Origin of the sequence: Pelagivirga sediminicola (assembly GCF_003072125.1) — a bacterium.
Classification (GTDB): Bacteria; Pseudomonadota; Alphaproteobacteria; order Rhodobacterales; family Rhodobacteraceae; genus Roseovarius; species Roseovarius sediminicola.
Genome location: NZ_QCYH01000003.1, coordinates 234,312 through 246,325, shown reverse-complemented (window position 1 = coordinate 246,325; position 12,014 = coordinate 234,312). Strand labels below are relative to the sequence as shown.

14 protein-coding genes are annotated in these 12,014 nt (G+C 63.5%); 2 read left to right on the top strand and 12 right to left on the bottom strand.

Annotated features, from left to right (window positions below; translation table 11 throughout):
* The first annotated feature begins 203 nt into the window (after positions 1-203).
* Entirely contained in the window at positions 204-1,247 is a 1,044-nt protein-coding gene (locus DC366_RS07480) for a YeeE/YedE family protein (protein ID WP_108691571.1), read from the top strand.
* Between the two features lie 35 nt (positions 1,248-1,282).
* On the opposite strand, the gene DC366_RS07475 is transcribed toward DC366_RS07480, so the two are convergent.
* The 12 genes from DC366_RS07475 to DC366_RS07420 all read right to left on the bottom strand — a co-directional run bounded on the left by DC366_RS07475 (position 1,283) and on the right by DC366_RS07420 (position 11,543).
* Positions 1,283-1,714 carry a DUF302 domain-containing protein gene (locus tag DC366_RS07475; RefSeq protein ID WP_108691570.1) on the bottom strand — a complete coding sequence of 144 codons (432 nt, stop codon included), beginning with the start codon at positions 1,712-1,714 and terminating at the stop codon, positions 1,283-1,285.
* Between the two features lie 60 nt (positions 1,715-1,774).
* Positions 1,775-3,043, bottom strand: coding sequence for an FCSD flavin-binding domain-containing protein (locus DC366_RS07470; protein ID WP_108691569.1), 1,269 nt, complete (start codon positions 3,041-3,043; stop codon positions 1,775-1,777).
* A 30-nt stretch (positions 3,044-3,073) separates the two neighbouring features.
* On the bottom strand, positions 3,074-3,751 hold the full coding sequence (locus DC366_RS07465) for a c-type cytochrome (RefSeq protein ID WP_108691568.1): 678 nt from the start codon (positions 3,749-3,751) through the stop codon (positions 3,074-3,076).
* A 23-nt stretch (positions 3,752-3,774) separates the two neighbouring features.
* A complete protein-coding gene (locus DC366_RS07460) occupies positions 3,775-4,839 on the bottom strand; it encodes a c-type cytochrome (RefSeq protein WP_108691567.1) in 1,065 nt (354 codons plus the stop codon).
* Positions 4,823-6,088: a sulfite dehydrogenase gene (gene soxC, locus DC366_RS07455; RefSeq protein ID WP_108691722.1), complete on the bottom strand. Its 1,266-nt coding sequence runs from the start codon at positions 6,086-6,088 to the stop codon at positions 4,823-4,825. Before soxC ends, DC366_RS07460 begins: the two co-directional genes overlap by 17 nt.
* 29 nt (positions 6,089-6,117) lie before the next feature.
* Positions 6,118-7,815, bottom strand: a complete 1,698-nt coding sequence (gene soxB, locus DC366_RS07450; protein ID WP_108691566.1) for a thiosulfohydrolase SoxB — start codon at positions 7,813-7,815, stop codon at positions 6,118-6,120.
* 70 nt (positions 7,816-7,885) lie between these two features.
* The gene (gene soxA / locus DC366_RS07445) at positions 7,886-8,731 is read right to left on the bottom strand and encodes a sulfur oxidation c-type cytochrome SoxA (RefSeq protein WP_108691565.1); all 846 of its coding nucleotides are present in this window, start codon (positions 8,729-8,731) and stop codon (positions 7,886-7,888) included.
* 40 nt (positions 8,732-8,771) lie between these two features.
* Positions 8,772-9,101 carry a thiosulfate oxidation carrier complex protein SoxZ gene (gene soxZ / locus DC366_RS07440; RefSeq protein WP_108691564.1) on the bottom strand — a complete coding sequence of 110 codons (330 nt, stop codon included), beginning with the start codon at positions 9,099-9,101 and terminating at the stop codon, positions 8,772-8,774.
* Positions 9,102-9,174: 73 nt separating this feature from the next.
* Positions 9,175-9,594 carry a thiosulfate oxidation carrier protein SoxY gene (gene soxY, locus DC366_RS07435; RefSeq protein ID WP_108691563.1) on the bottom strand — a complete coding sequence of 140 codons (420 nt, stop codon included), beginning with the start codon at positions 9,592-9,594 and terminating at the stop codon, positions 9,175-9,177.
* Between the two features lie 45 nt (positions 9,595-9,639).
* On the bottom strand, positions 9,640-10,119 hold the full coding sequence (gene soxX, locus DC366_RS07430; protein WP_108691562.1) for a sulfur oxidation c-type cytochrome SoxX: 480 nt from the start codon (positions 10,117-10,119) through the stop codon (positions 9,640-9,642).
* 95 nt (positions 10,120-10,214) lie between these two features.
* Positions 10,215-10,793: a thioredoxin family protein gene (locus DC366_RS07425; RefSeq protein ID WP_108691561.1), complete on the bottom strand. Its 579-nt coding sequence runs from the start codon at positions 10,791-10,793 to the stop codon at positions 10,215-10,217.
* 12 nt (positions 10,794-10,805) lie between these two features.
* Positions 10,806-11,543: a cytochrome c biogenesis CcdA family protein gene (locus DC366_RS07420; protein WP_108691560.1), complete on the bottom strand. Its 738-nt coding sequence runs from the start codon at positions 11,541-11,543 to the stop codon at positions 10,806-10,808.
* 78 nt (positions 11,544-11,621) lie between these two features.
* Between DC366_RS07420 and DC366_RS07415 the strand changes: the two genes are divergently transcribed.
* On the top strand, positions 11,622-11,981 hold the full coding sequence (locus DC366_RS07415; protein WP_108691559.1) for a thioredoxin fold domain-containing protein: 360 nt from the start codon (positions 11,622-11,624) through the stop codon (positions 11,979-11,981).
* Positions 11,982-12,014 lie beyond the last annotated feature (33 nt).

Below are 12,014 nucleotides of genomic sequence, written 5' to 3'. Positions count from 1 at the left end.
CATGGTACGCGAAATAAGACAGGTTTTCGGCCCGCCGCGCGATCCGCAGGCCGCTTGTTCGGGCGCGCTCCATTCTGCGGGAACAGCTTTTGCACAGGCATCCAGCGAGCGGAACAGTCGGGCGGCCCTCATCCCTTGACGCGAACCATGCAAACACGATCTGGAGCAAGGTGACTTTGTTTTGCCAAGGGGGCGATTCTGCGATGCTGTTCGATCTTTACGATCTGCCGTTCGATGTGCAGGGCGCGCATCTTCTGCTGGGGCTGGCGCTTGGGCTGGCCTTTGGGATCGCGGCGCAGATCAGCCGTTTTTGCCTGCGGCGCGGCCTTGTCGCGGGGCCGGACCGTGCGCCCGCGCTGGGCACTTGGGCCGCGGCGCTGGCGACGGCCATCGTCGCAACCAGCGCGGCCACATGGGCCGGGTGGATCGACCTTTCGGATCATCGCCTGCAATCGGCCGACCTGCCATTGCTCGCGGTCGTCGTCGGCGGGCTGGCCTTCGGGATCGGCATGGTGCTGACGCGCGGCTGCATCAGCCGCATGACGGTGCTGGGCGGCACCGGCAACCTGCGCGCGCTGAGCGTCTTCGTGATCTTTGCGCTGGTGGCGCATGCAACGCTCAAGGGCGTTCTGGCCCCTCTGCGTGTCGGGCTGGGCAGGGTGACGGCCGATATCGGGATCGGATCGCTGGCAGAGTTGCCGGGCGGCCTGCTGACATGGGCGGCCTTGTTGGTCGCGGGGCTGATCGCGGCGGTCGTCATGCTGCGGCCGCGTCCGCTGCATGTGGCAATGGCGGCCGTCGTCGGCCTGCTGGTCACGTCGGGCTGGGTCGCGACGGGATGGCTGTTGCTGGACGAGTTCGATCCGATGCCGGTGCAATCCATGGCCTTTACCTCACCATGGGCGGACACGCTTTTCTGGACCATCGCCTCCACGTCCATTCCGGCGGGGTTCGGCGTAGGGATGATCGGCGGCGTGCTGGGCGGGGCGTTCGCGTCCGCGGCGGCGCGGCGCGAGCTGCAATGGGTCAGCTTTTCGGACGCGCCGCAAACGCTGCGCTATATCGCGGGGGCGGCGCTGATGGGGTTCGGCGGCGTTCTAGCCGGCGGGTGCACCGTGGGCGCGGGCCTGTCGGGCGTGTCGATGCTCAGCATCGCGGCCATCGTTGCGCTGCTGTCCATCGGCGCGGGCGCGCTGATCGCGGACCGCGTGGCGGGCCGGGCGCCGTCGCTGCAACCTGCCGAGTGACGGCGCCGCGGCTTGCGTGAAACAGCCCTGAGGAGTTACTTCAGCGCCTCTTGCACGATCTCGTCCAGAAGCGCCTGAACCTCCTGCATCGGGCCTTCGGGATAGGTGCGATAGCCGATCATCACGTCGCCTTCCTGATCGGCGACGAAGATGCCATAGGGGCAATGGGCGATGTTCATCGGATCGGCCTCCATCACCGTGCGCGACACCTGGGCCGAGCAGAACAGGAAGATGTCCGCCTCTTCGAACAGCTTTTTCTCGCTGCCGACATCGGCGGCGGTGCGGTTCAGCATCTCGCCGGTATGGCTGACATAATCGATGACCAGACCGCGCCCGATGATCGCGTTTTCCACGGCAAAGGCCGCGTCGCCGAAGCTGCCCTTGAATGGATAGGTGACAGCCTCGTCAGCGGCCATGGCAGGCGCGGCGCCAAGCGCCAGCGCTGTTGCAAGGATAAAGCGTTTCATGTGATGTCCTCCGGTTGGTGGTAGAATTGAAACATGGCGCGGCGGCGTGCGCAGCGCCGCCTAGCTGAACATGTCAGCGACGATGCCGGCATACCAGCCTTCTGATTCCTCGAACGTGGCGCGGCGCAAATCCGCGCTCTCGCCGGGGGCGGAGATGAAGCCGTCGACCTTGGCGATGCGGCCATCCCTGACCTCGTAGGTTGCGCCCACCTTGACGCCGTCATCGGTGTCGATCAGCGACCAGCATGTGTTGGTGAATTTCGGCGGAAACACCCGTGATCCCGTCAGCGCGCCGCGCACGGCATTGGCGCAGACCTTGGCCTGGCTGTTGGCGGCAAAGCCCGATTTGGGCATGTCGCCCTGATCGGCCGCGTCCCCCAGAACGTGAATGTCCGGGTCGGCCTTGCTGCTCATGTCCTCGGCGTTGATCGGGGCCCAGTTGCCGCCCGTGACACCGGCCATTTCGGCAATGTGGCCCGCCTTCTGCGCGGGGATCACGTTGCACACATTCACCTTGGTCGTCTCGCCGTCTATGGTGATCGTCATTGCATCGGGGTCGACGGACACGTTGGCGCCGCCGAAATCCTCGCCGATCCAGTCGATCATGCCGGGATAATGTTCCAGCCAGCCCTCCTGGAACAGCGCCATCTTCGAGAATTTCGCCTTGGGGTCCGCGACGATGATCTTGGCCGTCGGGTTTGTCTGCTTGAGGCTGTGCGCGACCATCGAAATCCGCTCATACGGGCCCGGCGGGCAGCGGAACGGATTGGGCGGCGCCACCATCGCGAAGATGCCGCCCTCGGGCATCGACGCGATCTGCGCCTTCAGCAGCTCCGTCTGCGAGCCGCCCTTGAACGCGTGCGGCATCGCGTTTTGCGCAGACAGCGACCATCCCTCGACCGCGCCATCGACAAAATCGATGCCGGGGCTGAGGATCAGCTTGTCATAGGACAGGGACGCGCCGTCGGCGAGGCTTACGGCCTTGGCGTCCCGGTCCACGCCGATGGCCCAGTCATGCACGACGTTGATGCCGTGATTTGCCGCAAGCGCGCCGTAGGTGTGGCCCAGATCGTCCATCTCGCGGAAACCGCCGATATAGAGGTTGGAGAAGAAACAGGTGTAATAGGCGCGAGACGGCTCGATCAGGGTGACGTCGATGGCGCCCTTGCTGTCTTTGGCGATATAGCGCGCGGCGGTTGCGCCGCCGGCCCCGCCGCCGATGACGATGACGCGGGGCTTGCCGCCGCCCTCGGCCAGCAGCGCAGGCGCCGCAAGCGTGGTGGCAGCGGCGGCGCCATTGCCCAGAAACAGGCGTCTGTTCAATCTCATGTCACGTCCTCCCTATAAACGGCCTCCTTGTCAGAGGTCCTTGAAATAAGCGGCCAGCGCGGCAATCTCCTCGTCGCTCAGGCGCCCGGCCATCATCTGCATGACGGGGTGCGGGCGCAGCCGGGCCTTGTAGGCATGCATGGCCGCGACGAAATCCTCGGTCGGCCAGCCGGTGATGGAGGGTATGCCCTGCGCGCTGCCATCGGCCTGATGGCACGAGACACATTCGCTGGACAGGTATTCGCCATATTCGGGATCGCCCACAAGCGCGAGGATCGCCGGATCCAGATCGTGATCGGTGCCGCGCGCGGTCGGCTCGGCCTCGGGAATGTCCGAGGGGTTGTCGGAAAAACGGCGCAGATGGGCCAGCAGATCGGCGCGCGCCTGCGCGTCCGGCAGGCCCGCAAAGCTCATGCGAGTCCTGGACACCAGGGCGCGGGGGTTTTCGATATAGGCGCTCAGCGTATCGTCCGTCCAGATCAGCCCGTCATCGCCGGCGCGGGCCATTGATTCGGAATACCGATAGCCATCATGCGATGCGGCGGGGCGCCCGAAAAGCCCGTTCAGATGCGGGCCGATCCGATCGCGCGCCTGCGGTCCCACCTCGTGGCAGGCGGCGCATTGGCGGAACACCTCCGCGCCCCTCGCGGCATCGCCCACCGGGGCCGCCGGGGAGGTGCTGGCCGCGATCACCGCGGCCAGCGTCATCGTGAGGGCAGATGCCCGCCGGATCACCCCGCAAAGCTCGCCAGATAGGCCAGGATCGCGTCCAGATCATCATCCTTGCGCAGCCCGGCAAAGCTCATCTTCGTGCCCTTCATGAAGCCGCGCGGATCGGCCAGAAACGCCCTCAGGTTCTCGTCGTCCCAGACAAGGCCATCATCGGCCATGTCCGTGAGCGCGTTCGAATACCTGAACCCGTCCACCTGCCCCGCAGGATGACCGACGATACCGTTAAGGGTGGGACCGACACGGTTTTTCGCACCCTCGCCCACCTGATGACAGGCCGCGCATTTGCGGAACACCTTCTCGCCCGCGGCGACCAGTTCGGGGTCGGGCGCGGCGCTGTCCTGCTCGGCCACCTCTTCGGCCGGTTCCTCGGCGGTGTCCTCGGTCGTGGCGGCGGCCTGCGCGGGCTCGTCGGTGATCTGGCCGTCGCTGGTGGCGGCCTCGTCAACGCCGGGGGTCACGTCCAGGAACACGGCGCGCATGGTGACTTCGACATTGTCCTTGCAGTTTTCCATGCATGGCTCGCCGGACCACTGCGCATATTCCGTCTCGTCCCGGTCATCGACGAAGAAGCCATCGGCATTGGGCATCTCCACGTCCAGAAACGTGTCTTTGGACAGGACAAAATCGTCATCCACGATGTCATTGGAATAAAGGATATAGGCGACCATCGCATATACCTCGTCCGGCTCCAGCGTCTGGGCGTCGCCGAAAGGCATCGAGCGATTGATGTAATCCCACGTGGTCGAAAGATAGGGCCAGTAGCTGCCGACGGTCTTGACCGGGTCCTTGCGGTCCAGCGTGTCCCAGCCGCCGGCCAGCTTGGGCCAGTTGCCGACGCCTTCGGCGAAATCGCCATGGCAGACGGCGCATTTGTCGGCAAAGACCTCTTCGCCGGTCCAGACGTCGCCGGAGCCCTCGGGCAGCCCCGTGCCATCGGGGCGCACCGACACGTCCCAGGCGGCAATCTCCTTGGGCAGCGCCTCGCGGCCAAGCCCGAATCCCTCGGCCTGCGCGGAGGTGCCAAGCAGGGCCAGCGATGCGGCGATCTTAAGAAACTTCGACATTTTCCGCCTCCCCGCTGGCATTGACCAGCCATGTCTGGATACCATTGTTGTGATAGACCGAGTTCAATCCGCGCACCTCGCGCAGCTGATCCTTGGTGGGCTGGACATAGCCCGTATCGTCCATCGCGCGGCTTTGCAGCAGCATCTGCTCGCCGTCCCACTCGGTATCGAGGTAAAAGCGGGTCAGCGCCATCTTCTCGCCGGGTTTCGCCAGACGGGCGGTCTGCCACGTCTTGCCGCCGTCCTTGGACACGTCCACGCGGGTGATCGCGCCGCGCCCGGACCACGCCAGACCGCTGATGACCAGCGGCCCCTTGCCGTGGGTGATCGGGGCCTGCGGGCTGGGCGAGGTGACGACCGATTTGGCGTCCATCGCCCATGTCCATTTGCGCGCGCTGCCGTCCTTCATCACGTCGGTGTATTTCGACGTTTCCTCGCGGCTCTCCATCGGGCCGTCCGTCACCTCGATCCGGCGGATCCACTTGATCCACATGTTGCCTTCCCAGCCGGGAACGACCAGACGCACAGGGTATCCGTGCTCCTTGCGCAGGGCCTCGCCATTGGCCTTGAAGGCGATCAGGCAATCGTCCAGCGCCTTTTCCATCGGGATCGAGCGGCCATTGCTGGACGCGTCGGCACCTTCGACATAGACCCACTTGCCTGACAGATCGCCGGCGGTATCCAAGCCCGCCTCTTCCAGCAGGGTGCGCAGGGGCACGCCGGTATATTCCATGTTGTGAATCATGCCATGAGTGAACTGCGCGCCGTTCAGCTGCGCGCCGGCCCATTCCATGCCGCTATTGGCCGCGCATTCGCAGAAATAGACATGGTTTTCGCGCGGGAATCGCTCAAGATCGGCATAGGTGAAGACCAGCGGGCGATCGACGAGGCCGTTGATCATCAGGCGGTAATCGGCCTTGCTCAGCTCGATCGCGCCGGAATGGTGCCGCTCGAACGCGCAGCCCTGCGGGGTGATCGTGCCGTCCAGCGCGTGGATCGGCGTGAAGTTGATCGAGCTGATCGTATCGGCCGTCAGCCATTCGACATTGCGGCGGACCACGTCATCCTCGAACCGGATCGGCATGCCGTAGGGATGCGCATCGACCGGATCGCCAAAGCCGCTGGCCCAGGGCTGCACCTCGGTTATCAGCGGATCGGGCGTTTGCGCGCGGGCGGCCGTGCCCGCCAGCAGCGCGGTGCCTGCAGCGGCGCCGCGCAGAAACGTGCGGCGTGAGGGTCCGTTGGACATCTTTTCCTCCGTCTTTTGTCTCATCTTGCTCATTCTCCGACAACCACGACGCTGTCGTTCTCGGGCGCCGTGACGGTGCCCATCTTGCGGATATGCGCCTCGACCACGTCCCAGATCGGCGGGCCCTCGGTGCCCTCGTTGACCGACGCCCAGCCGGCCACCTGATAGGTCTTGGCCGGGTCGATCTTTTCGCCGGTCTTCAGCAGGGTCATCTCGCTGATGCGCTGGCCCTGCGGCTTGGTGATGTCGATGCGATAGCCGAGGCCCCCGGTGCGCACCATGTCGCCGCCCTGCTGGTAATAGGGATCGGGGTTGAAGATGTTGTCGGCCACGTCCTCCAGTACGACATGCAGATATTCGCCCGTCATTTCATTGCGATAGGCGGCGGGATAGGACATCGACGTGACATTCCACAGATCCTCGCGCGTGATGTCCTGACCGGGCAGGATCGACGGGCCCCAGCGCACGCCGGGGCTGAGCGCGATATCGGCCTCGCGCTCGGACCGCAGGGCGTCGCAGATCACGTCGTCCCATGTGCCGTTGAAATTGCCGCGCCGGTAAAGCAGGCTGTCGGACTTGCCGATCACCTCGCTCAGCGCCTCCTCGTAAGGCGCGCGAACGTCGTCGATCAGCTGCGCCATCTCCTTGTCCGGCTCGATCACGTCCGACAGGATCGGGATCAGCTTGTGACGGAAGCCCATCATGCGCCCGTCCTTGACGTCCAGATCGACGCGGCTGACGAATTTGCCGTTGCTGCCCGAGGCGACGATGATCGTGTCGCCGACCAGCACAGGCTCGGGCAGGGCGTCGTGGGTGTGGCCCGACAGGATCACGTCGATGCCGGTGACGATCCCGGCCATCTTCTTGTCCACGTCAAAGCCGTTATGGCTGAGGCAGACGACTAGCTCGGCGCCTTCGGCGCGGACCTGATCGACCATCTTCTGCATATGCTCGTCGCGGATACCAAAGGAGTATTCGGGGAACATCCAGCCGGGATTGGCAATCGGCATGTAGGGGAAGGCTTGCCCGATCACAGCAATCTTGGTGCCGCCCCGCTCGAACATCTTGTAGGGCGGAAACAGCTCGGCCGGCTCGTCCCATTCGGCATCGAAAATGTTCTGCCCCAGCGCGGCAAAGGGCAGCCCCTCGACGATTTCCTGCACCCTGTCCGAGCCGAGCGTGAACTCCCAATGGAACGTCATCGCGTCGGGCTTGAGCGCGTTCATCACATCGACCATGTCCTGCCCAGCGGTGTGGTGGCAGGTATAGCTGCCATGCCACGTGTCGCCGCCATCCAGCAGCAGCGCGTCGGGGCGATCCGCGCGAATGCTGTTGATCACGGTCGCCACACGGTCCAGCCCGCCAACGCGGCCATACCCCTCGGCCAGAGCAGTGAAATCGCCCGACGAGAGGGCGTAATGCGCGTAAGATCCGTCGTCGATCCCATACATACGGCGGAAATCGGCGCCGGTCAGGTGCGGCACCTCTCCCTTGTTCGGGCCGACGCCAAGGTTGACCGATGGCTCGCGAAAATAGATCGGCTTCAGCTGCGCGTGAATGTCGGTGATGTGGATCAGCGTGACATTGCCGAAGCTGTCGAACTCCAGCAACTGGTCCTGCGAGAGGCTCTGTTGCGCGGCGATGCGTCCCCATTGCCCGAAACCGGACGCGCCAAGGATCGCGCTGGCCGCCATGCTGGTCTGAAGAAAGTCGCGCCGGGATATCATATGCGTGTTCCTGAATGTAATAAGACGAGAAAGCCCCGCACGGGATCCCGTGCGGGGCTGACACGGGGGGTTAGTTGCGGACGGACGGCCCTTCGACACCCAAGCCATTGCCGCGCGTTGCGACATACAGCTCAAGCGCGACGAATTCCGGGCTGCCGGGGGCGAACGTCTCGGCGCGGGTGTCGCGCACGCAGCCCTTGAACCGGCCATGCACCGCGTTCAGCTTGGTATTTTTCAGCCGGTAGACCGGAAAGCCGTTGATATGCCCCTGGCTGAGATGGTCGGCGCGGATCATGCGGCCGTAATTGTCCTCGTGACAGTTCGCGCAAGCCAGCTCCAACTGGCCGAAGCGTGTGTAGTAAAGCTCCTTACCCTGCTCCCACGTTTCCTGCGCGGGACCGTCGGAGGCCACGTTCATCGGCATGCCGCGCGAGACGGAGGCCAGAAGCGCGGTCATGTTGACCATCTCGTTGCCGGTGTATTTCCACGGCTCCGCTTCCATGCGGTTCTCGCGGCAGTCGTTGATCTGCATTTCCAGCGAGCGGACCTCGCCCGCCTCGTCGTTCCACTTGGGATAGACGGGGCGCACGCCTGCCATTTCCTCGGACGCGCCGTGACAATCGGCGCAGGACTTGCCCGCGTCGCCCTCGGCCGTGTTCCAGCTGTCCTCGGCCTGTTCGACAAAGATCATGCCGGGGTTGTCGAAATCATCCATCTGCATTTCGCGCGTTTCGTCCCCGCGGAAAAGCCAGCCGGAAATCACCTCGTCAAAGGCATCCGCGCTGGCGGGGGGCGCATCCGTGCGCGTGACGATTTCGGTCTCGCCGTTCAGGACAAGCGTATCCTCAACCGGGTCCGCCCAGGTCGGAGCACCGGCCATCAGGCAGACCGTAAAGGCGGCGGTCAGTCGTTTCATGCATGTCCCTCCCAAGACAGTTGGCTCACGTTTCGCGGGCTTACTCGATCGAGATCTTCTTGCTGTCCTCATAGACAGACCCGTCATCGTCGTACCATGTGAACTTGAATTCGCCCTCTTCGGGAACGGTCGCCTCGAATTCCAGGTACGGGTTGGTCGAAATCGCCGGCTCCAGCGTGATGTCGATGATGTTCTCGCCGTTGAAATCACAGGTGAAACGGTTGATGATCGACCGCGGAATGACGTTTCCTTCATCATCCTTGCGCTGACCGGATTCCATCTTGTGACTGATCAGCGTCTTGATGACGATCGCCTCGCCGGCGGCTGCTGATTTGGGGACTTTGACGCGGGGTTTTACACCTTCGGCCATTCACTTCACTCCTGATTGACTGTGTGTTCTGGCCGCGGCGCGGATGCCCCGTGGCCCGAAAAATTCGCTATGCTCAGCCGCCGCAGCCGCCGATGGTGACCTTGACGGTCGAGGATGCCTTGACGAACGAGCCGTCTTCGAGCTTGGCAATGGCGACCACGTCCTGCGTGCCGGCCAAACGGATGCGCGTGGATGCGCTGCGCGAGGCGGCGAGCGGGCCGAACTTGAACGTCGCCACGGCAGGCTCGGGGTTGCCCATGGCCAGAACCATGATCTCGGCCGCGCTGTCGGACGACACCTCGATCGGAACGGTGTTGCCGTTCTCGGCGATCTCGGGCGCGGTCAGCTTGATGTCGCCCTCGCTTACTTCGGCGCCACCGGTAAAGGCGGCGATCGCCTCGTCACCCGTCACGGCAAAGGCGCGCAGCGGAAGGCCGACGACCAGGGCCGCGCCCGCGCCCATCAGGATTGCATCGCGTCGTGTCAGTTGCATGTAAGTCCTCCGTAAGGCCCGTGCGGGCCGCTATTTCGTAAACTGTCAGTCGTCCTTGAGGGTGGTCAGATACGCGACCACATCCTCGACCTGTTGCGCCTCCAGCAGCGGGCCGAACGAATCGTCCGCCGCCTTGCCGGTGAATGCCTTGCCGGGCCGGATGAATCCGTCGACCTTGTAGAAGGACGGCATCATGCTGTCGGGAAACATCATCTTGGCGTTGGCCACGATACCGCGCAATTCCGCCTCGCTCCAGCGTTCGCCGGCACCGTCCAGCATGGGGCCGATTTCGCCGTGCCACGGGATATCGGTCATGTCGCCGTTCTGGTGGCAGGCCACGCAGTTGCCAAGGCCCTTGTCGCCGACGATCTTGCGCCCGTTGGCGGCATCACCCGGAACACCGGTCAGCGATGCCTCGACCGCGCCGTCGACGAACTCGACATTGCCGGGCTCTGTCGTCTCTGCGGCAGATGCGACACCTGTCGATGCGGCCAAAGCCAAAATCACGAGGAATTTGCGTTCCATGCGTCCTCCCAAACACATTCAAGTCTTGGCATACCCTAGGATACGATACCGGGATCAATCAAGAACAAGTTCACAAAATTGAATTTGAGCGCGCTTTATTCGGCGGCCTCGCTTTGCCGCTCCTGAATGCGGCGGGCATGGTAGCGCTGGAAATCCTCATCGGAATCAAGCTCGTACCGCTTTTCATTGACCCAAGTAAACATATCCAGCGTGGTATCGGGCCCAAATGCGCCCGGCATCAGCGCGACGGCGGCGCTTTGTGCCGTGGCGCCCTCCTCGACCTCTTCGGGCAGGAACAGAATCGACGGGGTGAAGAGCAGCCCCCATTTGCGCGTCGCCTGCTTTTCGCTCAGCGTCTCGCCGTCGAAATCGGTCATTTCGGTATCGCCATGCAGATTGACCTGCACGACAAAGAAATTCTCCGAGATATAATCCGCGATTTCGGGCTGCGAAAACACTTCCTCATGCATCTGCTTGCAATAGATGCAGCCGCGCTGCTCGACCATCACGACCAGCCGCTTGCCCATCTCGTTGGCCTCGGCCAGATCCTCGTTCAGATCCTTGAAGGTGTCGCGCATCCACGGTTCCTTGTGCAGGCCGTCATCGCCGATGGTGGCGGCCATCGCAAAGGCGGGCAGGAGGGTCAGGACAAGGGCGGCAAACAGGCGTTTCATTGCGGTATCTCCTTATATGTTCTGAAAGGCGGGGAAGGCTTCCAGCATCCATTGAGCGATATAGTTGATACTGTCCGTGGCGATCAGGATCGCGAAAAGGATCATCAGGATGCCCATCGCCTTTTCGACCTTGGGCAGATGGCGGCGGAATTTCGAGGCGAATTTCAGGAACGGCCCGATAAAGAGCGACGCGACCACGAAGGGCGCCGTCATCGCCACGCCAAAGACCAGCAGCAGGATCAGCCCGCGCAGCGCCGTCGCCTCGGTGCTGGCGGTGAACACGACCGCGGTCAGCACGCCGCCCACGCAGGGCGTCCATCCGGCGGCAAAGGCGAACCCGACGACATAGGCGCCCAGAACGGACATGTTTTTCGTATCGCCCGCGTCCATCTGGAACGCGCGGTTGAGAAATCCGATGCGGAACACGCCCAAAAAATGCAGGCCCATCACCAACACCACCAGCGCCGCAAACAGGCGAAATTCGGTCTGCATGCTGCGGAACGTCTGGCTCAGCCCGTAGGCCGCCGCGCCCAGCAGGACGAACACCGTGATGATCCCCAGCGAGAACATGATCGACGCAAGGAACGCACGCTTGCGCACGCCCGGCGCCAGCTCGCCCTCGCCGCTGATTTCGGACATCGACGCGCCCGCCATGTAGCTGAGGTAGAACGGCACGATGGGCAGAACGCAGGGCGAGAAAAACACGATCAGCCCGCCCAGAAAGGCCCCCATCAAAGACACGTCGAACATCGCAAACCACCCCGGCGCTTGTGCTGCTTACACATTCAAGTTATTCTATATTTTGTTGACACGTCAATCGGAACTCCGATGAAACGCTTCGGTCTTGCCTTCGTGATGGGATGTCTGCCGCTCGCGGCCGTCGCGGCCGATCTTGTCATGGTCGAGCAGGACGGCTGCATCTACTGCGCGCAGTGGGACAAGGAAATTTCCCATATCTACCCCAAGACCGAGCAGGGCGCGCGTGCGCCGCTGCGCCGGGTGCAACTGCGCGATCTGCCCGATGACATCGAATTTGCATCGCGCCCGGTGTTCACGCCCACCTTCGTTCTGGTCGAGGACGGGCAGGAGCTGGGCCGGATGGAGGGCTACGCGGGCGACGAATTTTTCTGGTTTGTGCTCGGCAAGCTGCTGGATGAACACGGCATCGAGCCGGAGGGCGAGCCGTGAGAAAGCTGCGACAATCGGCGATATTTGCCATGC

Bases quoted from the DNA above. Each gene is read 5' to 3' on its own strand.
- soxX (WP_108691562.1), bottom strand. From the start codon at position 10,119: ATGGAACGCAAATTCCTCGTGATTTTGGCTTTGGCCGCATCGACAGGT.
- DC366_RS07460 (WP_108691567.1), bottom strand. From the start codon at position 4,839: ATGTCGAAGTTTCTTAAGATCGCCGCATCGCTGGCCCTGCTTGGCACC.
- soxA (WP_108691565.1), bottom strand. From the start codon at position 8,731: ATGAAACGACTGACCGCCGCCTTTACGGTCTGCCTGATGGCCGGTGCT.
- soxC (WP_108691722.1), bottom strand. From the start codon at position 6,088: ATGTCCAACGGACCCTCACGCCGCACGTTTCTGCGCGGCGCCGCTGCA.
- soxB (WP_108691566.1), bottom strand. From the start codon at position 7,815: ATGATATCCCGGCGCGACTTTCTTCAGACCAGCATGGCGGCCAGCGCG.
- DC366_RS07480 (WP_108691571.1), top strand. From the start codon at position 204: ATGCTGTTCGATCTTTACGATCTGCCGTTCGATGTGCAGGGCGCGCAT.
- soxZ (WP_108691564.1), bottom strand. From the start codon at position 9,101: ATGGCCGAAGGTGTAAAACCCCGCGTCAAAGTCCCCAAATCAGCAGCC.
- DC366_RS07420 (WP_108691560.1), bottom strand. From the start codon at position 11,543: ATGTTCGACGTGTCTTTGATGGGGGCCTTTCTGGGCGGGCTGATCGTG.
- soxY (WP_108691563.1), bottom strand. From the start codon at position 9,594: ATGCAACTGACACGACGCGATGCAATCCTGATGGGCGCGGGCGCGGCC.
- DC366_RS07425 (WP_108691561.1), bottom strand. From the start codon at position 10,793: ATGAAACGCCTGTTTGCCGCCCTTGTCCTGACCCTCCTGCCCGCCTTT.
- DC366_RS07465 (WP_108691568.1), bottom strand. From the start codon at position 3,751: ATGACGCTGGCCGCGGTGATCGCGGCCAGCACCTCCCCGGCGGCCCCG.
- DC366_RS07415 (WP_108691559.1), top strand. From the start codon at position 11,622: ATGAAACGCTTCGGTCTTGCCTTCGTGATGGGATGTCTGCCGCTCGCG.
- DC366_RS07475 (WP_108691570.1), bottom strand. From the start codon at position 1,714: ATGAAACGCTTTATCCTTGCAACAGCGCTGGCGCTTGGCGCCGCGCCT.
- DC366_RS07470 (WP_108691569.1), bottom strand. From the start codon at position 3,043: ATGAGATTGAACAGACGCCTGTTTCTGGGCAATGGCGCCGCCGCTGCC.